This window comes from Thermodesulfobacteriota bacterium (assembly GCA_034189135.1).
Taxonomy (GTDB): domain Bacteria; phylum Desulfobacterota; class Desulfobacteria; order Desulfobacterales; family JAUWMJ01; genus JAUWMJ01.
This window is the reverse complement of sequence record JAXHVO010000007.1, coordinates 24,834-46,917: the sequence shown is the minus strand read 5'-3', so window position 1 is coordinate 46,917 and position 22,084 is coordinate 24,834. Positions and strand designations below refer to the sequence as shown.

Here is a 22,084-nt window from a genome sequence, read left to right as displayed (position 1 = left end):
GGTTGGGCATGAAAATTTATGGGAAATATTATAAAAAACAGTTTTCCATCAATTTTCATACAGATTTCAGGTGCCGCATTTATCTGTCGTATGAGTTGACAAATTGCCCTGCCATCCGATATAAATTTTAACCGTTATCGGCATCATTTGCATGTCACAGTGAAATTGAAGTTCAAACACATTTAAATTTTCTGTTTAAAAACAAGTTGTTATCGAAATCACTTTCAAAGTGCTCAAAGGAGGTAGACATGCTCAGGAAAAGTTTTCCCAAACGGTTTGCAGGATTGGTTGTATTTATCGCTATTTTCTTTTGGTTCGCTTCGGCCTCGGCTGTTGAGTTTAGCGCAGACGTCAACCAGAGACTTCACGGCACGGATTTGACCGGCAAGATATTTGTTAAGGGTGAAAAGTATCGTCTGGAACAACAGGATAATAAAAAACGGCGGATGTTTATTATTGTTGACCAGAAGGCCAACCTGACAATCGTTGTCGATCCTGCTGAAAAGAACTATATGGAAACCCCCAGCCAGGGCATGGTGAGTTTGATGAACGATCCTTTGCAAAGTGCCAGATACATGGAGCAGAAGCATAAAAAAGTACTTCTCGGTGACGAGATAGTCAGCGGTTTTAAATGTAAAAAGATGAAATATGAGTCCCAGGGCAAGGAATTGATGACCGTGTGGAAGTCCATCAAGCTTGGCTTTGTGCTTAAAATAACCCTACCCGATAAAAAGAAGTCTTTTCTCCAGTTGAAAAACATCAAAGAAGGTGCGGTGGACAATGCCCTGCTAAGGGTTCCGGCCGGATACGCCAAAAAGGAAGACCCCAGAAAGAAGCGGGAACGCGAGGAAGCAGCTCTGAATGTAACTACCGGTTCGGTCAAGGGCAGTGCTCCCTGGGCCAGGCGTATCGGTCCGGGTGGCGAAATCAGGGTCAAGGTCGATTCTAAAAGATCGGTTCGGTTCAAAATATACAACCTGACTAAAGAAGAGTCTGTTTTTACTATCTCCGCCTTTAGAAAGAACCGGCCGGTAAAAATGGACATCAAAAAAACCTATTCCCTGAAGGGAAAAGGACGTAGAATTAAACCCCTTTTGGGGATGCAAAACAGGGCCGATGAGGTTTCGGTAAAAGTCAATAAAGGCAAAATCATTGCTGAAATCATGGTTGAAGAATCTTCCTTTGCCAAAGATAAAATACAATCTTTTTTTATCCTAACCGGTATCAGAGATTCAGTAAAGGGAGTTTTTTTGAAATCCGGGCGGCCATTGCGCCTTAAGATTGCCGGTGACAGCCAGGACGCCTCTGAGTCCAAAGTGAAGGTTAGCTTTTACAAAGACAACAACTACAAGGACAAGATAGACCAGGCTGTGGTGGTGCTGAAAAACGGGCAGACCAAGACCTGGGAATACCCCATGGATAAAGGTATTAAGACTGTTGATTTCAAAGTTGCCAAAAAGGGCGGGGTTAAAGTCAGGATCGAACAACCGGCCCCGAAAAAAGCGGCCGTAACCAAAAAAGCCCGTAAAATTGTTCGTACAAAATCCTCGAGGCCGGCCGGTAAATCTGTTTCTAAAACCTCACGTGGCAAACCTTCCGGCCTGAAACTTTCCCGGGAAGAGGCCAGAATAATCAATAAGGCCATTAATGCCAATGACATTGCCGCAGTGGAGGTTGAACTTGACAGGGGCATGAATATAGACTCCATACTCTACGGCAAGACGATCCTTATGCAGGCCTCCAATATAGGCACTCCCGACATGGTAAAAATGCTTATCTCCCGGGGTGCAAATCTAAATTACCGGACCCAACGGGGAGATAACGCCCTATCTGTTGGCATGAGCAACAGTAAGCACTGGACAAAGATGGTTCCTGTCCTGGTGAATGCGGGTATTTCCATTGATGATAAAACACCCATCTGGAAGCTTGCTTTCAAGACCAAAAAGCGCAAACTGAAACCCGAAGCCAAAAAGTTGCTGAAGCTTCTGTTTGCAAAAGGGGCCAGCCCTGATTCTTATTCCAGCAAGAAAAAAACCACCGTGATCATGTATTACGCTAAAAAAGGCTGGCTTGAACCGCTCCGGTTCTTCCTGGACCAGGGGGCAAATGTGAACGCAAGGAGTACGGATGGTCAAACAGCCTTAAGCTCAGCCCTAACCAAACCCCGCCGGCCCGAAAAACCGGCCCAGAAAAAGGAGCGCCAGGCCGTCATTAAGTTGTTAAGATCCAGAGGCGCCAAATAATCTGATTATCCTCTGATGGGAGTCAAAGATGTTGAGTAAGATGGAAAAACGACTTTGTGTCCTGGCAGTTGTTTTTGTAGTGATATACCTGGGTGCGGCAGCTTTGACACTCCATAGTCGATCGGGTGGAAAAGAAGAGGTGCAGCAGAAACTTGAATCTGTTGCACCTGCCAAAGCCGAAGGGCGCCTGGCTATGGTGGAACTGTTTCTGCCTATGATGGTATTGCTGGCAATCAGCATTTCATATGTGATCGCCAGGAAGAGGCGTGCCAGGCAAATTGTTGCACTGGAAAAAGCAGAAGACGAAGCGGAAGATGAAATAAAAGAATCCGAACACGGGCGTTAGCAGCGCTTGGAGAAATGGGTGTTGGACAACTTGTTTTGCCGGTTACTGGCCTGAAATTCATTCCCGGGGAAGATATTATCTGATCAAGCCGTTGATGTTATTGCCGGCTCCGTATGTCCGGCACATCGTAGCGGAATGTTATCCCAATGAATAAAAAACAAGGAGAAAAAAATGGCTGAAGATCTGAAAAAAATGTACAAAACCATTATGGATGACCACTTTCCACCAAATATGGAAGTAAGCTTTATTGACGGCGATCACCGGCAGACACTTTTTTACGAAAAAGTGGTCTGGACCGTAGATAACATAAACAAGGGACTGAGATACGGCGAAAATCCGGGCCAGGAAGCGGCCCTTTTCAGGCTGGTAAACGGCAACCTGGTTTTGGGCCAGACTGAAACCATTCAACCGGGCCGGTTTCTGGCTTCAGATATTGAGTTGCTGCAATCCGGCAAACATCCCGGCAAAACCAATTTAACCGATGCCGATAATGCCCTGAACATCCTCAGGTATTTTGTGGACCGACCCACAGTGGTTATTGTTAAGCACAACAACCCCTGCGGGGTAGCCAGGTCGGATTCTTTGGCTGAGGCCTATGCCAAGGCCAATATGGCGGACAGAATAGCCGCATTCGGCGGATGTATCGCCCTTAACAGGCCGGTTGACCGGGAAACGGCGGAAGAAATTTCCAAGCAGTATGCTGAAGTGGTGGTAGCGCCTGATTTTGAAGAAGGCGTGATGGATATTTTTGCCAGGAAGAAAAACTTAAGAATTGTTCGGATTGACAATATAAACAGGCTGCAAAACTTTGTGGGCCAAAGGTGCGTGGAATTTAAAAGCCTAATAGACGGTGGGGTGATTGCCCAGTGGTCATTTGTTCCCAAGGCCAGGGATAAAGGCGACTTGAGCCTTGCCGAGTGTGAATATAAGGGCAAAACATATACAATTGAAAGGGAGCCCACCCAGCAGGAATATGATGATTTAATTTTCGGCTGGCTGGTTGAGTCGGGAATTACGTCAAACTCCGTTATTTATGTCAAAGACCAGGTAACTGTTGGAATAGGAACAGGAGAGCAGGACAGGGTAGGGGTCGCCGAGATTGCCCGGGACAAAGCATACCGAAAGCTTGCGGATCGTTACTGCTTTGAAATGCATGCCATTCCCTATAACGAATTGACAGATAAAGAAAAAAAGGAAGACATCGATTCAAAGGTGGCCCAAGAAAAGGGCGGCTTGATCGGGGCGGCCATGGTCAGCGATGCATTCTTTCCTTTCCGGGACGGCGTGGATGTGGGAATAAAAGAGGGCGTTACCTCAGTCATCCAGCCGGGAGGTTCAGGAAACGACTACCAGTCCATCGAAGCATGTAACGAAGCCGGCGTTACCATGGTGTATACCGGGCAGAGAAGTTTCAAACACTGATGGCGCCGTAAAACATCTCATCTACTGCGTTGTAGCGATTTTTCAGGAACTCGACATACGATATGTATAGTCTCGTCCCTGAAAAACCGCTACGCCTTGGATATAAGACGTCTTACGGCGCCATCAGATTTTGTTGCCTGTATTAAAGAGACCCTATTCTTCTATCGGTTCCGGGCCAAAGGGTTTTATAAGGACGATCAGTTGTGGAAGCAGGGTCAGGGCGGCAATCAGGGCAATGAGCATGGCAAGCCCTGTAAGCAGACCGAAATAAATACTGGGGATAAAATTAGACAGAACCAGAATGGAAAATCCGATAATGATCGTCAGTGACGTGTAGTACATGGCGTAGCCGATGCTTCCGTGAGAGCGGTGAACCGCTTTCAGGTAATTTTGATCGAGCTTAAACTCCTGTTTGAACCGGTGGATATAGTGAATGGTATCATCCACCGCAATGCCGACACTTATCGCCGCAATGGTAATGGTCATCATGTCAAGGGGAATCTTCAGCCAGCCCATAAACCCCAGCACCACGCCAATGGAAAGCAGGTTGGGGAAAATGGCGATCAACGCTATTTTGATTGATCTGAACAGGATCAAAAACATACCCATCAGCGCCAGCACGGTTATTCCCAGGGTCAGGATCTGAGAATCAAACAGGCTTTGCAGCATGTTGTTATACAGCACCATCATTCCGGTTAAATGAACATTTTCTTTTTTTAATTCAAGTTTGCCGGTCAGATCATGATATATCCGCTTTAACAGCTCGTTTCGTTTTAAAGATTTTTCTGAGTCAATGATGCGGATTGAGAAACGAACCTGGTCATTCTCCACCGACACATAAGGCTTAAGCACGATATTTTTAAATTCCTCAGGCAGCTCACTATACAGCAATGCCAGTGTAAAATTGTCCAGAGGCTTACCGTTGTTCAGCTTTTCGGCAATCTGCATCATCGTTCCCAGGGACATGACCTTACCGGTTTCCGGAAGATCGTCAAGATAATCATGAATTTTCTTCACCTGGTCCATCTTTTCAGAAGTAAACCAGTACTTATCATCGTCTACGGCTTTATCGAATTCGTCGAATTCGGCAAATTCATCGGTATTTGCCGTCTCTTTTTTTGATGGGGCTGGGGAAGCATCCGGCGTCAAATCGGTTTTAGGCTTTTCAATTTCCACAATCACATCCAGTGGGGTGGTGCCGCCGAGTTTTTGATCAATGACCTTCATGCCCTGGTAGATTTCGGTGGTATGCTTAAAATAATCGATAAAGCTGTTTTCCACCACCAGTTTTGCAATTCCCATGGCGCTGATCACAAAGGCAATCACGCTGATTACCATAATCAGAGAGCCGTGCCCTTCGGTAAATTTTGCCAGAATCGAAGTGAGCGAGAATTTTACATCCGATTTGGGTTTGACTTTTTCTTTGTCCAGCAGCATGACCGAGGCAGGAAAAAGCATAAAGGTGACAAATAAAGAGACGGTAATACCGGCAATCATCATCCAGCCAAAAGTGATGACCGGCAGGATATTGCACAGCAAAAGTGAACCAAAGCCGGCAATGGTGGTCAGCCCGGCATAAAGGCAGGGCTTTAGCTTCAAACGGACAGTATCCAGCACAAGCTTTCGCTGGTCGGCATCAGGGTTCTTTTGTGAAAGTTCCCGGTAACGCACGATGAGATGAATTGTTACCGCCATGGTAATAATGAGCTGCAGCGATATAAAATTAGAGGATATTACCGTCACTTCCCAGTCGAACAGGCCCAGGAGTCCGATCATCGAAATGGCGGAAAAACCACAGCAGAGCATGGGCAACATGACCCAGCGCAATTTTCGGAAAATAATACTTAGAGTGACAATCAAAAAAAAGAACACCCCGATACCGAATATCTTAAGATCATTTTTGATAAAACTAACCATATCATCTGCAATCATGCTCACGCCCCCCAGGAAAAGCCTGGCGTCCTGACGGTATTTAACCATGATTGCGCGGATTTCGGCAATATCCTTATGCCGGCTTTCTCTCATCAGGTCCCGGTGGGCTTGAAACTGCCGGGAGGCTTTTTCCAATTCAGCCTTCTCGGTATCTGACAGTGGACCGTTGGCCTGTTTTCCCCGAAGCCGATTGCGGCGAGTCAACAAATCGCGCCAGGTTTCATCAATGGGAAAGTTAACCTGGAGGTTGGCTGTTTTAAGATCCGGGCTGATAAGCGAATTTTGGTAAATGGGACTTTGGCTGAGCTCGATTTTGGCCAGTTTTTTATCAACCGTGGGTGATTCCAATGTCTGGACACTGGTGGCCAGCTCCTTGATCGGCACCGGCGGGCTTTCCAGCAGGGGGACATCGAGTATGGACACCACAGAGGATACCGATTTTAGCTTCCGTAATTCGTTTCTAAGCTGTTTAAGCTTTGCCAGGGATTTTTCCGAGAACAGGTCATCTTCAGGCGTATAGGTCACAAATAAAAAGTCGTTTTCACCATAGCGTGAATTGATCAGGCGCGAATAACGAAGGTCTTCATCGTCTTCCAACATCAGGGTTTCCGCTGAAGCATCGAGCTTGAAATCCTTTGTTTTGTAGCCGAGGAAAGAGGTCATAACAAGAAAACAGATAATGACCAGTTTGGGATATTCAAGAATGAGTTTATCGAAAAACCATGTGGGTATGGAATGAAATTTAATCATTTGAATAAATGACACTGTAATTTATTAACTGACAACTCATAGTTAAATGTTTAAATCCTGTTTGGCCTGCGGTTCCGTAGGGCATATCTTTCAAACAACTAAATCATAACCCATAGATATGATTGATAAGTTATTATCGATAAAAAACAAGCTTCCAAGTTTGTTTTGAACTGCAGAATATCGAACAAGGAATATTGAATGTCGAAGTAAGGTATTCTATCATTTTTAATATTTGCCAGGTAGAGCGTAGCGATTCCACCCTTCATCATTCGAAATTTCTTGTTCGATATTTTACATTCAAACAACTAAATCATAACCCCTTGATACGACAGACAAGTTATTTTCGGTTACGGTGCCGCAAAGTGGTATATAGCAGCTTTTTACTATGAGCTATGTATTTCTCTTTATTTCTTTTCGGGCTTTTCCAGTTTTACAAGAAGGTCATCCACCGTTTTTTTTCTCAGGATTTCGTCAAACTGAGACCGGTAGGTGGATATGAGGCTGACACCCTGGATTTCAATATCGTAAATCTTCCAGCTTTGCTTTGATTTATAAAGTTTGTAACGCATTGATATTTTATTGTCTTTTGATGTCAGTATGGTTGGAATTTGTACTTTTTTTCCGGCTTGAACAGGTGCCTCATACTCGATCTTTTCGTCGGTATACAGCAGCATTTTGTCAAGGTATGAATCTTTCAGGCGTTGGGTAAAAAGTTCGGTAAATTTTCCTTGCTGATCTTTGGTCAGGCTCGGCCAGTGTTTTTTACCCAGAGTCAGCTTGGACATTAATGAAAAGTTGAAAATGGGGGTTACAATTTCAACAATTTCCTTTTTTTTCACCTGCTGATCCATATCCTTTTTTTCCAGCACAACAATGACTGATTCCAGCTTGTCTTTTAATGCTTTCTCAGCCTCCTTTTTATCGTCGGCAACAGCCACCTGGCTGAAAATCAAAATAAACAAAACAGTATATATAAGGTTTTTCATCGCTTTTTCCTTGGGGCAATGGGTTTCACAGCTATAATGATTTCATTTTACGGCAATCGGTTAAAACTGTATAGTAAAATGAAGTCAAGGTGTCAAGAAGGCGATACAGCCAACTTGACAAGGCAAGCTTGGTGTGAGAAAAAGCAGCATAAAAAAAATGAGTTGCAAATAAAATGATTGCTTGCCGGGCAGTTGAAGATTTTATCTTTAACTGCCCGGCAATGTGCAGGTGCCGCCTGGCTTAATATGATGCCGCACTATATGAATGGCTGGGCGGACTTTGCGTGACATACGATTTTTTTGTATCACCTATAATCAACTATAAACCAATAATCCCACCGATATTCCCAGGGTAAGCCTGGCAATTTCTTGAGATGTAACATTTTTGCACCGTTTTTTTAAAACCCAATTCTTATGGGAAATTTCAATTAAAACGCAACAAAATGATGATTGGTTTTGATATAGCATAACTACAAAATCCATTTTTCTTTCCAGACAGAGTATATCGGGTAACTGCCAGATTTGACATAAAGCCATAATTAGGATATTTTAATTTTTACCGGCTTATATTTCTTCAAAATCATTCAAACTGCTTAACCATTGGTGGAGGGCAAAAAATGCAATGCCCAAAGTGTCAGTTTGATAACCCGGAAGGTATGAAATTCTGTGTTGAATGTGGCAATAAGTTAGAAACAATTTGCTCTAAATGCGGGTTCAGCAATTCACCAGGTTTTAAATTCTGTGGTGAGTGCGGCCACAATCTCACCATATCTTCAGAACCTCTTCCTAAAGATCTTTCCTTTGATGAGAAATTAGACAAAATCCAAAAATATCTTCCCAAAGGTTTAACCGAAAAGATTTTGGCTCAAAGAGACAGAATTGAAGGTGAGCGCAAGCAGGTCACCGTGATGTTCTGTGATATGGAAGGTTTTACTAGGCTTTCTGAAAAACTCGGCCCGGAAGATGCCTATGTTATCATGGACAAGGTCTATGAAATACTTATTCATAAGGTTCATGACTATGGGGGAACTGTAAATGAAATGACGGGTGATGGAATATTAGCCTTTTTTGGTGCCCCCATTGCATTGGAGGATGCGCCTCAACGAGCGATTCGTTCTTCCCTGGCTATTCATCGAGAAATGGCGAAATTCGATGAAACTTTGAAAAACGAGAAAAAAACGATCAGTCCATTGAGAATGCGAATTGGAATTCATACAGGTTCTGTGGTCGTAGGAACCTTGGGAAATGATCTTCACATGGAGTTTAAAGCGGTCGGCGATACGGTTAATCTGGCTTCCAGAATAGAAAGTCTGGCAGCACCTGGTACAACCTATACCTCTGAGAATACCTTTAAATTAACCGAAGGCTTGTTCCGCTTTGAATCCCAGGGGCAGAGAACAGTCAAAGGCAAGAATCAGCCGGTGGCCGTGTACCGTGTGGTATCGCCCAGCATGAGAAGAACACGATTCGATGTCAACGCCGAGAGCGGTTTGACGCCCTTTATCGGCAGAGGGCGTGAGTTAGAGCTTTTGATGGACAGCTTTGATCGTGCCAGGGAGGGAAGCGGCCAAACTGTACTGATGGTTGCTGAGGCAGGCATGGGTAAATCCCGGCTGCTTTATGAGTTTAGAAAGCTTATTCTCAATGAAGATGCCACCTTTTTCGAGGGACGCTGCTTTTCATACAGCAGAACGCTTCCCTATCACCCGGTGGCTGATATTCTCAAATCCGAATTTGCCATTACAGATGATGAGTCAAGTGAAGCGGCCAGGAAAAAGGTGAAAGCAGGTCTGAAAGCCTATGAGGCTGATGAGAACCTGACGCTGCCATATCTTCTTGAGGTCTTGTCTGTAAAGGATAGCGGCATTGATGATATCCCCCTGAGCCCTGAAACAAAGAAAGATCGTATTTTTGAAGCTGTCAAGCTTCTCGTTTTAAAAGGATCCGCCATAAGGCCGCTGGTGCTGGCGATCGAGGATTTGCACTGGATGGATAAAAGCTCGGAAGAGATGATCAAGGATCTGATCAGCAGCATTTCCGGTCATCGTGTACTTCTCATATTGACCTATCGACCAGAAGGTGTTGCCAATTTGTCTGGAAAATCCTACGTCAACCAGATCAACCTGCTGCGGCTCACCAACCGACAAATCCTGAACATGATAAAAAGCATCCTGGCCACAGATGCCATTGATCCCTCGCTGGTCGATCTTCTGCTACAACGGGCCGAAGGGGTTCCGTTTTTTATTGAAGAATATTTGCAGTCTCTTAAAGAACTTAAAATTATCACCAGAGACAGAGGGCGCTACCGTTTGGTAAAAGAGTTGGATGCGGTCGCGGTCCCTTCTACGATTCAGGATGTGATTATGGCACGGGTGGATGCATTACCTGAAGAAGCCCGGGGGGTGCTTCGAAACGGCGCTGTAATTGAAAGAGAGTTCAGCTACGGATTGATTAAACAGGTCACCGGTTTGCCTGAACGTGAGCTGCTGGTTAATTTGTCCCTGTTAAAAGATGTGGAACTTGTCTATGAACGTGGCATCTTTCCGGATACCACTTATGTGTTTAAGCATGCTCTAACCCGCGAAGTATTGTACAACGCCATCTTGCCGGAGAAACAAAGAACTTTACATGCCAAAATCGGCCTAGCCATCGAACAGATATACGAGAAGAACATAGAGGAACATTACGGTTTGCTGGTGGATCACTTTATCGCCGGCGGTCTTTACGAAAAGGGTGCAGAATACGCTAAGCTGGCGGCAAAAAGAGCCGTCCGATCGATTTCATACAAAGAAGCCATCGACCATTCGAAAAGCGTTATCTTTTGCCTTGAGCGGATGCCAAAAACCGACGCTGTATCGAAGAAGATCATTGATGTCCGTGCGGCACTGGCAGGCTACCATTTGTATTTAGGACAACCATCACAAGCGATGGAAGCCGTGAGCCCCATCGTTGAACTGGCTGAAACAATGAATTATGAAAAAATGCTACCGGCCATTTATACTGCAGTAGGTGCATATGTCTTATGGGTGGAGGAAGATTATCTAAAGGGACTGGCGACCATGAAGAAAGCGATGGCGTTGTCCGAGAGACTATCCAATCATGTATTCTTTTGGATAGCCGGTTACTTTATCGGCTTGACTTCAGCCTGGCAGTGTCAGTTCGATGAATCGCTTTTTTCTCACAACAGATGTATTGCACTCATGGAATCCGTCAAGAGACCAGGTCTGATTGCAACCACTAAAAGTTGGATCGGTGCACACACGTACTGTTTCGAGGGCAAATTACAGAAAGCCAGAGAATCTATTTTAGAGGCAGTTGAAGCAGCCCAACAAAGCAATGAACTGGTTACGATCGGAATGGCTGATTCCGGCTTTGGTGTCGTCTGTTTTTATCAAGGCTTGTTGGATGAGGCAATACCCCGTCTTTTAGAAGGTGTCGAGATCTGTCGAAAGAGATCGAACTACGCTTGGGCGGCATACGCGTCTCTTTATCTGGGTTTAATCTTTTTTGAAACGAGGGAGTTCGAAAACTCACGCAAATATTTTTTAGAAATGATTTCCATGGTTAGAGCTAGCATAAAAATTCCATCATGGATACATATGGGATTGTTATTGTTGACACGGACCGAGGTTTATATGGGGCAGTATGACAGTACAATCGATGAGTTAACGCATAAATATGAGAATAGTCGCATAAAGATTTTTGAAGGTTGGATGGCAAACACCATCGGGGAAATTTTGTTATATGGGAATGCTGAACATCGTCCTGAAGCCCGCAAATGGATAAAGAGGGCTATTATCGCCGATGAACGAAATGGCATGCGATGGCATCTGGCAAAAGATTATATCCTGTATTCGAATTTTCTGAATAAATGTGGAGAGCATCAAAAAGAACGACAATACCTGGAAATGGCAGTTGAAACCTTTACGGCGTGCGGAGCCGATGGTTGGGTGGAAAAATATGAAAAGCAATTGGAAACATTTATATAAAGAATAGACATAATGTATTTTCTGCAACAGCATTATAAACTTTTCAAACAGTTTTATTAACGTCGGATTTATCAGGTTTAAGATTTTAAGTTTTAAATATTAGGCTGAAAAGGCATAGGTCATATCAGGCTCTTAAAAACTACAATTTAAATGGTTTTGTAAAAGCGATTTTTTCTTTTTACAAAACCATCTTAATTATGGCATCCACAGATAGTAAAACCCTGTATTCAAGGGACGGGTTGATTGGGGAAGGTTTAAATCAATGAGGGACAAACCCTGTCCGCCCTGCCGGTCAACTGCGGTATTATACAGGTTGTCATTGGGGTATTGTGTGCGGCGATATATAACAACCCTGGCATCTTGAGGGAGTTTCGCCAGTTTACAGGTCTTTTTTATCGCATCCTCAAGGTACCCGATCTGGTCAATCAAACCGAGTTCAAGTGCTTTGGGGGCAAGATATATTCGGGCGGTTGAGATTTTTGCCAGTTGATTTTTATCCAGTTTTCGGTGTGTGGAGACAAGATTTAAAAAACGTTTTCCCAGTTCATCCGTCAGGTCCTGAAAAATTTGTCGTTCCTCATGAGTGGTATGGCGAAAGGGTGAACCCATATCCTTGTTTTTACCGGATTTATTTATGTCCAGGCCGACACCGATTTTTTCCATAAGGCGGTTTACTTTTGGCTGCATAAAGATAACGCCGATTGAGCCGGTGATGCTGGTCGGATGTGCCAGAATAAAATCGGCAGGCAGGGCAATGTAATATCCGCCTGATGCAGCCACATCCATCATGGCGACCACCAGTTTTATGCCGGTACGATTTTTAAAAGCAGCAATTTCATGATAAAGAATGTCACTTGCGGTAACCGTCCCACCCGGAGAGTCGATCTTTAAAATAACTGCTTTGATTTTCCGGTCTTTTTCAGCCAGCTTAAGCTGGGCGATGATCTCCTGGATCATGCTCGGTTTTGTAAAAATAAATCCTTTGCTGGTGCTGCCCGATATTTCTCCTTTTATGGGAATAACAAGTATCTTATCCTTCCCCTTACCCTGAAGGGTAAATTCCTGAAGTGGTACGGTGTCGTCGGAAAAAAGGGTGATCCTGGGGGATGCACAACCGCTGAAAAAAAGAACAAGGAGCGCTGAAATGATTAAAGGGTAGGTTCGCATATAATCACCTTTCTATCTTTTGTATTTCCCCATAAGCTGTGCCTGGTCGATGATATGCCCTTCCATTGCCTTCAAAAGTTGCCTCTTGTCGGCACCGGCAGGAAGGTTTAGCAAAGTATCCAGGGCGTAAATCTTGAAGTAATACCTGTGGGTGCCACCGGGCGGGCATGGGCCTCCATAACCGATTCGGCGAAAATCATTCATTCCCTGTTTACCGCCGATGTCCGGGTTTTCCTGCGGGGTTATATTTTCCGGTAAACCCTTTGTATCCGGCGGTATGTCATAATACACCCAATGAACCCACGTTCCCACAGGGGCGTCCGGGTCATCGGAGATAAGGGCGATGGATTGGGTGTTTTCAGGCAATGATTTCCATTCCAGAGGCGGCGAGATATCTTCACTATCACAGGTGTACTTACCGGGTATCATGTCGCCGTCATTAAATGCTGAGCTTTTTAGTTCCATGATTGCACCTCCTTATGTTTCTGGAAAGTATGCATCAATCAATAAAAAATTAAAGAAAAGGTCCATAACAGGCAGATAATTTTATTAGCAAAATTTTCCCTTTTTATCAAAAAGGTTTCTGTTTTATATTTATCTATCTTTAAAAGAGTTTTCATGTCAACCTGAGAAAAGGATGCCAAATTAAAACAAACAGGTTACCTGGTGAAATCCTAAAATTTTTGTCAATAGGTTCATCTTACAAACGGGCTAAAATCTGCTTGTATTTTATAGCTATTCCGCTTATGGTTGATTTATAATAAACGGAATAAATCAACTGTCTTTTTAAAAAGATAGTCGCATAACGCTCAAATAAATGCCTGACTTTTTAGAGGAGGACTTTATGCCACAAAACAAAGTTGTAATACAATTTAAGGGCGGCAACATCATGAAAGGAAATACCAGCGACTTTTTTCCCAATAAAACAAGGTTCCATTTAACAACGTTAAGCGGTGAGGTGGAAAATATTGATATAGAACAGTTAAAGGCGGTATTTTTTGTTAAAGAAAGTGAGGGAGATGGATCCCGCAAAGATTTATATGATGATGAAATCGCAGGAGGGGGGCGAAAAATTAAAGTTGAGTTTTCCGATAGCGAAGTCGTCATCGGATATACCCTCTCCTACTCGCCGGACAGGCATGGTTTCTTCATAATCCCTGCCGACCTTAAGGGGAATAACGAACGCATTTTTGTGGTAAAATCATCAACAAAAAAAGTAAAATTTATATAAAAATATTTGGTTTCTTTTATCGCATTGAGATAGTTTGAGTTAAAACCGTATCAAGTCAGCTCAATAGTGTTTTAAAATAAAGACCTGCCGTTCAATCTGATCATCCGAATGCGACCTAATGAATTATTTAAGTGCTCCGACTTTTTGTTCGACAGCTTGCAAAATCTTTCCGCTTCGCATCAGGCCTTTTACAGCTTCGATATCCTTTGACAGTACGCGATCGCTGTCCAGATGGGAAACAGGTCCACGTATAACGTTGTATGCCGCCATAGTCCCTTCTCCGGGTTTCATGTTGGTGAAAAGGTCCATGGCCTGGGCGCCGCATAAAAGCTCAATGGCAATCACATTTTCCGTATTTTTAATAATTTCCCGGCATTTACGCGCAGAAATGGTTCCCATGGATACATGATCTTCCTTGTTGGCTGAAGTTGGAATAGAGTCCACACATGCCGGATGGCTAAGAACTTTGTTTTCCGAAACGAGGGACGCCGCCGTGTACTGTGCAAGCATGAATCCTGAATTCAGCCCCCCATCACTGACAAGAAAGGCCGGAAGTCCGCTTAGCTTGGGATTAACCAGGCGTTCGACACGTCTTTCCGAAATATTTGCCAGTTCAGAGACAGCCATGCATAGAAAGTCCATGGCCAAAGCAACCGGCTGCCCGTGAAAATTTCCACCCAGGAGAAACTCTCGGGTCTCCGGGAAAATAAGCGGATTGCCGGTGGAAGAATTCATTTCTACCGTTACCGCATTCAATGCATATGCGATAACATCCTTACTCGCCCCATGCACCTGTGGAGAACACCTGAGCGTATATGCATCCTGAATGCGGCGGCAGTCTTTATGAGAAGTAATGATCTCGCTGTTTAGGGTGATCCTGTCCATGTTGTCCGCCGCCACAGCCTGTCCCGGGTGTGGTCGCAGTTGATGAATTCTTGGGTCAAATTCTGTTTTGCTTCCCATGAGAACTTCCAGACTCATGGCCGCCGCGATGTCGATCATTTTTGAAAGTCTCAGGGAGTCATACACCGCAAGTCCGGCAATCGCAGTCATCACCTGGGTACCATTTACCAGGGCGAGACCTTCGGCTGCGTTCAAACGGATCAAATCCATACCGCATTTTTTCAAAGCTTCTTTTCCTGACAGCCGGTTGCCTTGGTAGAAAGCTTCTCCCATTCCAAGCAGAACAAGGGAAAGATGAGCCATGGGCACCAGGTCCCCACTTGCCCCAACAGATCCCTTTTCCGGTACGACGGGGCAAATGCCTGCGTTTAAAATCCTGATAAGCTGTAGTACGGTCTCGAGACGAATGCCTGAATGGCCCCTTGCCAGGTCCTTTATCCTCAGGGCCATGATCGCTCGAACAATCTCTTCTTCCAGCGGGCGGCCAACTCCCGCTGCATGGCTCATGAGAATATTATTCTGCAGCTGCCCGGCGTCCTTTTTAGGTATGGTCACATCACTTAAAGCGCCAAATCCAGTGGTGACGCCATAAATTGGCTTTTCTTCTTCCACCAGCTTTTCGATTAATTTCCGCGTGTTGACAATCCGTTGTTCCGATCCTTTGGTCAACTGAACACCGGCTCCATCTCTGGCGATGGCAACCAGATCTTCAATGGTCATATTATCAAAACCCAAAAGTATATCCTGCATAAATTACCTGTCTTTTTTGTGGATTAGAAAAAAGAAGTTACCTTAGTTTTCAAATGATCTTTCTTTAAAATAGAGAGAATCGGATTTTTCACTTATTTGTCTGCAGCCAAACGGAAGATTTTCTATCCTCCAGCAGTTTTGAATAGTTGTCCTTTAGTTCAGAGTTTAAAAAGCTGTTTACGATCAAATGCGTCCATAACTCAAAAACCGATTCAATTTTATCGAGTACTGTTTTGATGGCCTTATCGGTTAATTTCAATCGATCTTTGCCGTAATAATCGATTAGGTTGGAGCGGTCAAGTTTTCGTTTTTTACCCATCACGGGTAAAGCAATTTCTTCCTGAGGGTTGGATAGGGCAATGGTTGTATTGATAATATCATATGCCGGAGAAAGTTCAATTTTACCATCTTGCGTGATCAAGGAAAAATTTTTCAGGTGCATATCTTCGTTGCCAATAAGATAATTAACCAGTGTAAGTCTAAACAGTTTTATTTTTTCTATGGCGGGAAATGTGCAGTATTTTTCTATAACGGTGGCTACTTTTTCCATGGAAGCATCATATTTGGTATCACGGGACAAACCAAGAAGTTGTGAAAAATCTTCAACGGCAACCTTTTTATTCCGACCGATTCGGTCGAACCGCTTTATAAAGTAAGTAAAGGAGCCGTCTTTGGAATATAACAGGCCATGCAGGGGAACATCAACACCGGCAAGACCGGCTAAACGCATGGACAGATCTTCATTTTCAGGAAGCAGTGGAAATTGCGGGTTCTGCGGTTTCAGGATATAGCGGCCACCTATATCGACAATTTTAAATCGTTGCCGGCTGACATTGAGTATGGCACTAAGTTTCGGCTGGATTCCCTGAATAGATATTTTGGTTGATCGGACAGCGGCTTCATGTATTTGTTCCCCGGCAGTATAGGGAAAATCTTTCAAATCATACAATCTTGGGGATAACCGCTTGAGACCTTGAATGGAATACTTGCCTTCACAGGATTGATAGGTGATCGGACATGTATTCATTTAATTTCTCTCACCGTCACAGCACCGACCATGTCCATTCCCACAACTACAAGCTGGCGGAAAAGATCGTTTCGGTCAATTTTATAAACCCTTAAAAGCGCATCAAGATTATATCCTTCCGGTAACAGGCCCTCGAAAAAAGGGGGAAATCGATCATAGATGTATGGCGTATCTGCTATCGGCATGGTCAGAGAAATCGGATGGCCTGAATATCCCTTGTTGTATATGAATTGATACTTCTTACCCGGCGTAATTTCTTCCAGGATACCGGATCGTCGGTTATTAACAAATACTTCAGCTTTTTTCATCTTTGGTTTCCATGAAACGATTCATAATGGGGCTGTCAAAAAACATAGTAATATTTAGCGCATTTAGGATTTTTATCAGGGTTTTAATACGAACTGTATCTTTGCCGTGTTCAATGTCGTAGATGACGGTTTTTCCGACTCCAGCAACCATGGCCAGATCAATTCGTGACAGATCGGCTTTTTTCCGGTGAAAAAGTATCATTCGGCCCACACGTTTAAAATTATTATGATCTATTTTTGCCGTCATAGTGGTAATTATTAGTAATATTCCCGAATTTTCTTATAGAAATCGATTTTATCGGTTATTATTGCCGCTATTGCGGCATTTTGTCAAGTCAAATTATGTTTTATTTTGATTGCCGTTATAACGGCAATTATATAGGTTTTAATTGATCCGGCAGGTCTTGAATACAAAGAAGGGTATTAAAATACCGTTATAACGGTAAAAAAGAGCAGGCTGTAAAGACGACTATCTTATTTGGCAACATCTTCAGGGGGAACAAGTTCACCGACAAAGCTTCCAATCACGATGTTACTTTTTATCCGTACCGGAATTTTTCGTTTATCAGCCGTTAACCATATTTTAATGGTGGCATTTTCGCTTTTTCTAAATACACCGGACAGATCTTTTAGCTCGGGCTGCAAAAGGTAGGTATCATATTTTCCTGTTTTTAATTTGATGGTTTCTCTTTTAATGACTTCCCCTGTTCCGATCACACATTTTTTGCCATCGGTTACCGGTCGTTGAAGGATAATTTGATTATTGAAATCGCACATGCGTGAATAATAAAATATAGATAAGGGGTCAAATGAGCCGGGCAAAAGTGAAACAGGATTTCGTTTTCTGCCGAAGTTTGAATATTGAGCTTCATTTTTATCCCAGTTGAAATTGACCACGACATCTCGTTGGTGCTTCCTACCGGCCTGGCTTTTTTTATATAAAATTGAGCGGGTCATATCAATGTCGGCATAGGAATCGATTTTGTCCCGAACTTTATAGATCGCATCGAAAAAAGGATTGGTTTTCACCGTTAAAGCAAAATGATAGGCCCAGATACCGCTAATATTTTCCATGGGCAGTACTTCAAGCACTGCTTCACCGGCCGGAATAAAGCACCATTTTAAATTAAAGGTCAGCTTCTCGCCCGGGCTAAAAGGAAAATCGGCTGAGTTGGTTGTTGCATGACACGGGAAAAAGGAAAAAGTAATGAAGAATATAATGACCCACGGGAAAAAGGATCTTAACCCATTTAATAAAAAAAATCTGAGTTTTGAAAGTATGTTTTTCATATTACCAACAGGCGATAATGAGTATGGATTTATTGGTTGTTATCGGGCTTGCACCTGTAATGGTGAAGATTTTTGCCACGTTGAAATCCGACCCGGTTCATAAGTCCAAATCCAGATTCCGTTCGGCAAATTTTTAAATGAAATCTTCCACCGGGCGTTGTGGTCCCCCTGCCCGGCAAAGGGACATCCAGACCGTTTTTTGTTATTTTATCTAATTTGCAGCTTTTTTGCAACTTTCATGCAACAAATATTATAACCAGAGAAAAAGTTTCACCGATAAGTGAAAAGGGGCACACCCTTTTGACGGAATAAACATATTTGATTGGCAGAAATTTTAAATAAAATTATCCCACTTTTTTTAACAGGGGTGGGTGAATTGCAGAGAGTTCATGGCCTTTTAGCAGGGAGGCAATCAACTCTTTGACTGAAACGATTTTGTTTATGCGGTAGGCATTTTTTCCGGCAAATGCATAGCCGTGTTTCATATTGCCTCGCTGGGCATTTAGCAAGGCAAATGCGATACAATAGGGGCTTTTATGATAATCGCATGTTTTAATGCAGTGATAGGTGCATTTAAACGGTTTTTTCTTGCCCTGGGAGACGTCATCGAGAAATTGGTTTTTCACCGCTCTGCCGGGAAGGCCCACAGGGCTTTGAATAATTGCCATATCTTCTTCTTTGGACTCAATATATGCCTGCTTGAATCGATCGTCTGCATCACATTCGTGGGTGGCAACAAAACGTGTTCCCAATTGGACACCGGCGGCTCCCATCTTTATAAATTTTTCGATATCATCAGGGGTATAAATCCCACCGGCCGCAATTACCGGAATCTTTTTACCCTGTTCGTCTTCAAAGGGTTTAACCGCACCAATCACTTCAGGCACGATATTCTCAAGGGAAAACGCCACATCATCAATCTGTTCGGGTTTAAAGCCGATATGCCCGCCGGCTTTGGGGCCTTCTACTACAAAAGCATCCGGCAGGTAGTCATATTTTGCCAGCCACTTTTTACATAACAGTCGGGCCGCTCTACCTGAAGATACAATAGGGACAAGTTTGGTGACAGAATCTTGTTTAAGATACCCCGGCATATCAAGGGGAAGTCCGGCGCCTGCGAATATGATATCAACCCGTTCCTCAATGGCAGTACGCACGGTATCCGCATAATTGGTCAACACCACCATGATATTCACCCCGATGATACCATCACTCATTTGCCTGGCTTTCCTGATTTCCTTTTTCATCCCTCTGATATTGGCTTCAAGGTAATTTGAGTTATAATCAGGTTCTCGCATGCCTATTAGTGCGGTCCCGATGACGCCGATCGCACCTTCATTGGCCACTGCCGAGGCAAGGCCGGAAAGAGAAATTCCCACCGACATGCCACCTTGAATAATCGGTACGTTAGCTTCTATATCGCCTATTTTTAGTACAGGTAGTTTCATATAATGGTTTCCAAAATTTTAGTGAAAGGGCTTATGTTTAATCTGTAAGAAATTTGTAAAAAGTCGAACTTGGCTTCACAAGTCTTCAATCGGCTATTTTACATCAAACTTAAGTAAAATGTAATATATATTTGTTTACGCTGTATGATCAGCAGGGCAACTTTATTTAAAATGTAAATCATAATGCAGAAGTGATGTAAAGTACATGATTGAACTTTGGTTTTACAAAAGTTTTACAATTAAATTTGGCTCCGGAACGATAACGGCAAGATAAAGACCCAGACTTTATCCACCCGTCAGTAGATGTTCTGTTGAACAACTGCTGAAGATTACATAAATGGTTGTTAAATTTGACCAGTTTGTTATAGTTCGATTATGAATCGAACCAAATGGTTTTTCCATCCAGTCTTCATTTTTGTGTTATCAATCGTGGCCCTGGGAACCTCTCTGTTTTTGTATATATACTGGTATGTTGAGGTTTCTGCAGGACTCAAATCGGTTGTTTATAAATTCAACCTGGATTCCAGTCAGGTATTAGAACCACAGACATGGATTGTGATCATGGTTCTTTCTATTCTGGTGGGAATAATCCTGCTGGGAATATTTACCATCTTTGTGTATAACCAAAAAACATTGCAGCTTTATCGATTGCAGCATAATTTTATCAACAGTTTTACTCACGAGTTGAAAACTCCGGTTACATCATTGAAGCTTTTCCTGCAAACTTTTTCCAAACATGAGCTATCTCGAAATGACCAGCTAAAATACATACAGTACATGATTACGGACGTGAGCAGGCTATCGGACCATATAAGTCGGATTTTAAACCTTGCCAGGATTGAAAGCAAGAGTTATAAAAAGCAGTTAATCGTGTCTGATCTGGCTGAGGTCTTTGAGCGCTTTTATAAAAACAACGACCATCTTTTTCAAAACTGCGAAATAAAGATACATCACCCTCCGAGTCCGATATTATACGGCATAAATCCGCCTTTATTTGAAATGCTTTTGATGAATTTGCTTACCAATGCGATCAAGTACAACGAATCAAAGGTTCCCAGAGTTGATATTACTTTTGAACAACACAACAAAAGCCTACTGATTCATTTTAAAGACAATGGCATCGGACTTGAAAAAGGCAAAATAAAAAAGATTTTTAAAAAATTTTACCAGGTGGGCAGGACGGATGTGATGTCGGCCAGGGGCAGCGGACTTGGGCTTCACGTGGTACAAAATATAGCCCGTATTCATAAGGGAAAAGTGGTTGCCGAGAGCAAAGGAAAAGGGCAGGGTTCGGTTTTTAGCTTAATTTTGCCTGGTTAGTTGATGCCGAATACGTAATGCTTGATGGGGAACACTCGTTACTCAATACCGGGTTCTGACTTAAGGTGAGTTGTCAGCATCGATTATCATACCCTTTATGGCCCAAAACGTTAATGTTCCGGGCATACAAAACCATGTGAAATTATGGAAAAGAGCCAAAAAAAACACATTCTTGTTATTGAAGATGAAAAGCATATTGCAGAGGGTTTAAAATTAAATCTTTCGCTTCAGGGATACGATGTTTCAATAGCCAAAGATGGGGTATCCGGTCTGCAGAAATGGAAGGAAAGCCGGCCGGATCTCATTATACTCGATATTATGCTGCCCGGTATTGATGGACTTTCCGTGCTGAGGAATATTCGCCTTAAAGATGAGCGGATCCCAATTTTAATTCTTTCAGCCAAAGGCACGCCGGACGATAAGATTAAAGGATTTTCTTATGGCGTGGATGATTACCTCGCAAAACCTTTTAACCTGGAGGAGTTTTTACTTCGGGTGGAACGTCTGTTAACCCGGGTCGACATTTACCGCAGGGAGACGGACGTTTCTTTGATGCCCCAGACATATTCGTTTGGTGGAAACCACATCGATTTTGTTACCTCAGTTGCCGATTGCAAAAGTGGAAAGATTATCCTGACAGACCAGGAAACCAAACTGCTGAAGCTTTTTATTGCCAACCGTGGGAAACCCCTTTCGCGAGACAAGCTTTTGGAAATAGGATGGGGATATACGGGAAAAACAACGACCAGAACGGTGGATAATTTTATGGTGCGTTTTCGAAAATATTTTGAAGATCATCCCAAAAAACCCGTCTTCTTTAGAAGCTTAAGATCGGTCGGATATATATTTGATCATGAGTAATGCTTGATGCTCGATTAGGTAAATTTTTCTTGCATGAATTTCGATTCCACTATATCTATCTGCAGTTTTTAATCCGGATAAAACAAAATGCGAAAATTAAGCAGAGCCATT

General features: G+C 43.2%; 17 protein-coding genes. 7 read left to right on the top strand and 10 right to left on the bottom strand.

Annotated features, from left to right (window positions below):
- The first annotated feature begins 248 nt into the window (after positions 1-248).
- The 3 genes from SWH54_01045 (at position 249) to SWH54_01035 (ending at position 4,011) form a co-directional block, all read left to right on the top strand.
- Positions 249-2,243, top strand: coding sequence for a DUF4412 domain-containing protein (locus SWH54_01045; GenBank protein ID MDY6789828.1), 1,995 nt, complete (start codon positions 249-251; stop codon positions 2,241-2,243).
- A gap of 28 nt (positions 2,244-2,271) precedes the next feature.
- A complete protein-coding gene (locus SWH54_01040; protein ID MDY6789827.1) occupies positions 2,272-2,589 on the top strand; it encodes a hypothetical protein in 318 nt (105 codons plus the stop codon).
- A gap of 171 nt (positions 2,590-2,760) precedes the next feature.
- Positions 2,761-4,011 carry an IMP cyclohydrolase gene (locus SWH54_01035; GenBank protein ID MDY6789826.1) on the top strand — a complete coding sequence of 417 codons (1,251 nt, stop codon included), beginning with the start codon at positions 2,761-2,763 and terminating at the stop codon, positions 4,009-4,011.
- Positions 4,012-4,164: 153 nt separating this feature from the next.
- Here SWH54_01035 and SWH54_01030 read toward each other — a convergent pair whose 3' ends face one another.
- Both SWH54_01030 and SWH54_01025 read right to left on the bottom strand, forming a co-directional pair.
- Positions 4,165-6,693: an MMPL family transporter gene (locus tag SWH54_01030; GenBank protein ID MDY6789825.1), complete on the bottom strand. Its 2,529-nt coding sequence runs from the start codon at positions 6,691-6,693 to the stop codon at positions 4,165-4,167.
- Between the two features lie 404 nt (positions 6,694-7,097).
- Positions 7,098-7,679: an ABC transporter substrate-binding protein gene (locus SWH54_01025; protein MDY6789824.1), complete on the bottom strand. Its 582-nt coding sequence runs from the start codon at positions 7,677-7,679 to the stop codon at positions 7,098-7,100.
- Between the two features lie 617 nt (positions 7,680-8,296).
- On the opposite strand from SWH54_01025, the gene SWH54_01020 reads away from it, so the two are divergent.
- Complete coding sequence (locus SWH54_01020) at positions 8,297-11,668, top strand: adenylate/guanylate cyclase domain-containing protein (protein ID MDY6789823.1); 3,372 nt, start codon at positions 8,297-8,299, stop codon at positions 11,666-11,668.
- Between the two features lie 195 nt (positions 11,669-11,863).
- Here SWH54_01020 and sppA read toward each other — a convergent pair whose 3' ends face one another.
- A complete protein-coding gene (sppA, locus tag SWH54_01015; protein MDY6789822.1) occupies positions 11,864-12,835 on the bottom strand; it encodes a signal peptide peptidase SppA in 972 nt (323 codons plus the stop codon).
- Positions 12,836-12,847: 12 nt separating this feature from the next.
- On the bottom strand, positions 12,848-13,300 hold the full coding sequence (locus SWH54_01010; protein MDY6789821.1) for a YbhB/YbcL family Raf kinase inhibitor-like protein: 453 nt from the start codon (positions 13,298-13,300) through the stop codon (positions 12,848-12,850).
- A gap of 379 nt (positions 13,301-13,679) precedes the next feature.
- Between SWH54_01010 and SWH54_01005 the strand changes: the two genes are divergently transcribed.
- Positions 13,680-14,066, top strand: coding sequence for a hypothetical protein (locus SWH54_01005; protein MDY6789820.1), 387 nt, complete (start codon positions 13,680-13,682; stop codon positions 14,064-14,066).
- Positions 14,067-14,189: 123 nt separating this feature from the next.
- On the opposite strand, the gene hutH is transcribed toward SWH54_01005, so the two are convergent.
- The 6 genes from hutH to SWH54_00975 form a co-directional block, all read right to left on the bottom strand.
- Positions 14,190-15,719 (bottom strand): histidine ammonia-lyase, encoded by a 1,530-nt coding sequence (gene hutH / locus SWH54_01000; protein ID MDY6789819.1) that lies wholly within the window; start codon positions 15,717-15,719, stop codon positions 14,190-14,192.
- A gap of 88 nt (positions 15,720-15,807) precedes the next feature.
- Positions 15,808-16,746 carry a HipA domain-containing protein gene (locus tag SWH54_00995; protein ID MDY6789818.1) on the bottom strand — a complete coding sequence of 313 codons (939 nt, stop codon included), beginning with the start codon at positions 16,744-16,746 and terminating at the stop codon, positions 15,808-15,810.
- Positions 16,743-17,054: a HipA N-terminal domain-containing protein gene (locus SWH54_00990; protein MDY6789817.1), complete on the bottom strand. Its 312-nt coding sequence runs from the start codon at positions 17,052-17,054 to the stop codon at positions 16,743-16,745. Before SWH54_00990 ends, SWH54_00995 begins: the two co-directional genes overlap by 4 nt.
- A complete protein-coding gene (locus tag SWH54_00985; GenBank protein ID MDY6789816.1) occupies positions 17,041-17,301 on the bottom strand; it encodes a helix-turn-helix domain-containing protein in 261 nt (86 codons plus the stop codon). Before SWH54_00985 ends, SWH54_00990 begins: the two co-directional genes overlap by 14 nt.
- Before the next feature lie 227 nt (positions 17,302-17,528).
- Entirely contained in the window at positions 17,529-18,344 is an 816-nt protein-coding gene (locus tag SWH54_00980; protein MDY6789815.1) for a DUF3108 domain-containing protein, read from the bottom strand.
- Between the two features lie 344 nt (positions 18,345-18,688).
- Positions 18,689-19,792, bottom strand: coding sequence for a nitronate monooxygenase family protein (locus tag SWH54_00975; protein ID MDY6789814.1), 1,104 nt, complete (start codon positions 19,790-19,792; stop codon positions 18,689-18,691).
- 375 nt (positions 19,793-20,167) lie between these two features.
- Here SWH54_00975 and SWH54_00970 point away from each other — a divergent pair, with 375 nt between their 5' ends.
- Entirely contained in the window at positions 20,168-21,112 is a 945-nt protein-coding gene (locus SWH54_00970; protein ID MDY6789813.1) for a HAMP domain-containing sensor histidine kinase, read from the top strand.
- A 144-nt stretch (positions 21,113-21,256) separates the two neighbouring features.
- Entirely contained in the window at positions 21,257-21,973 is a 717-nt protein-coding gene (locus SWH54_00965) for a response regulator transcription factor (GenBank protein MDY6789812.1), read from the top strand.
- The last annotated feature ends 111 nt before the right edge of the window (positions 21,974-22,084 follow it).

Bases quoted from the DNA above. Each gene is read 5' to 3' on its own strand.
- SWH54_01045 (MDY6789828.1), top strand. From the start codon at position 249: ATGCTCAGGAAAAGTTTTCCCAAACGGTTTGCAGGATTGGTTGTATTT.
- SWH54_01040 (MDY6789827.1), top strand. From the start codon at position 2,272: ATGTTGAGTAAGATGGAAAAACGACTTTGTGTCCTGGCAGTTGTTTTT.
- SWH54_01035 (MDY6789826.1), top strand. From the start codon at position 2,761: ATGGCTGAAGATCTGAAAAAAATGTACAAAACCATTATGGATGACCAC.
- SWH54_01030 (MDY6789825.1), bottom strand. From the start codon at position 6,693: ATGATTAAATTTCATTCCATACCCACATGGTTTTTCGATAAACTCATT.
- SWH54_01025 (MDY6789824.1), bottom strand. From the start codon at position 7,679: ATGAAAAACCTTATATATACTGTTTTGTTTATTTTGATTTTCAGCCAG.
- SWH54_01020 (MDY6789823.1), top strand. From the start codon at position 8,297: ATGCAATGCCCAAAGTGTCAGTTTGATAACCCGGAAGGTATGAAATTC.
- sppA (MDY6789822.1), bottom strand. From the start codon at position 12,835: ATGCGAACCTACCCTTTAATCATTTCAGCGCTCCTTGTTCTTTTTTTC.
- SWH54_01010 (MDY6789821.1), bottom strand. From the start codon at position 13,300: ATGGAACTAAAAAGCTCAGCATTTAATGACGGCGACATGATACCCGGT.
- SWH54_01005 (MDY6789820.1), top strand. From the start codon at position 13,680: ATGCCACAAAACAAAGTTGTAATACAATTTAAGGGCGGCAACATCATG.
- hutH (MDY6789819.1), bottom strand. From the start codon at position 15,719: ATGCAGGATATACTTTTGGGTTTTGATAATATGACCATTGAAGATCTG.
- SWH54_00995 (MDY6789818.1), bottom strand. From the start codon at position 16,746: ATGAATACATGTCCGATCACCTATCAATCCTGTGAAGGCAAGTATTCC.
- SWH54_00990 (MDY6789817.1), bottom strand. From the start codon at position 17,054: ATGAAAAAAGCTGAAGTATTTGTTAATAACCGACGATCCGGTATCCTG.
- SWH54_00985 (MDY6789816.1), bottom strand. From the start codon at position 17,301: ATGACGGCAAAAATAGATCATAATAATTTTAAACGTGTGGGCCGAATG.
- SWH54_00980 (MDY6789815.1), bottom strand. From the start codon at position 18,344: ATGAAAAACATACTTTCAAAACTCAGATTTTTTTTATTAAATGGGTTA.
- SWH54_00975 (MDY6789814.1), bottom strand. From the start codon at position 19,792: ATGAAACTACCTGTACTAAAAATAGGCGATATAGAAGCTAACGTACCG.
- SWH54_00970 (MDY6789813.1), top strand. From the start codon at position 20,168: ATGAATCGAACCAAATGGTTTTTCCATCCAGTCTTCATTTTTGTGTTA.
- SWH54_00965 (MDY6789812.1), top strand. From the start codon at position 21,257: ATGGAAAAGAGCCAAAAAAAACACATTCTTGTTATTGAAGATGAAAAG.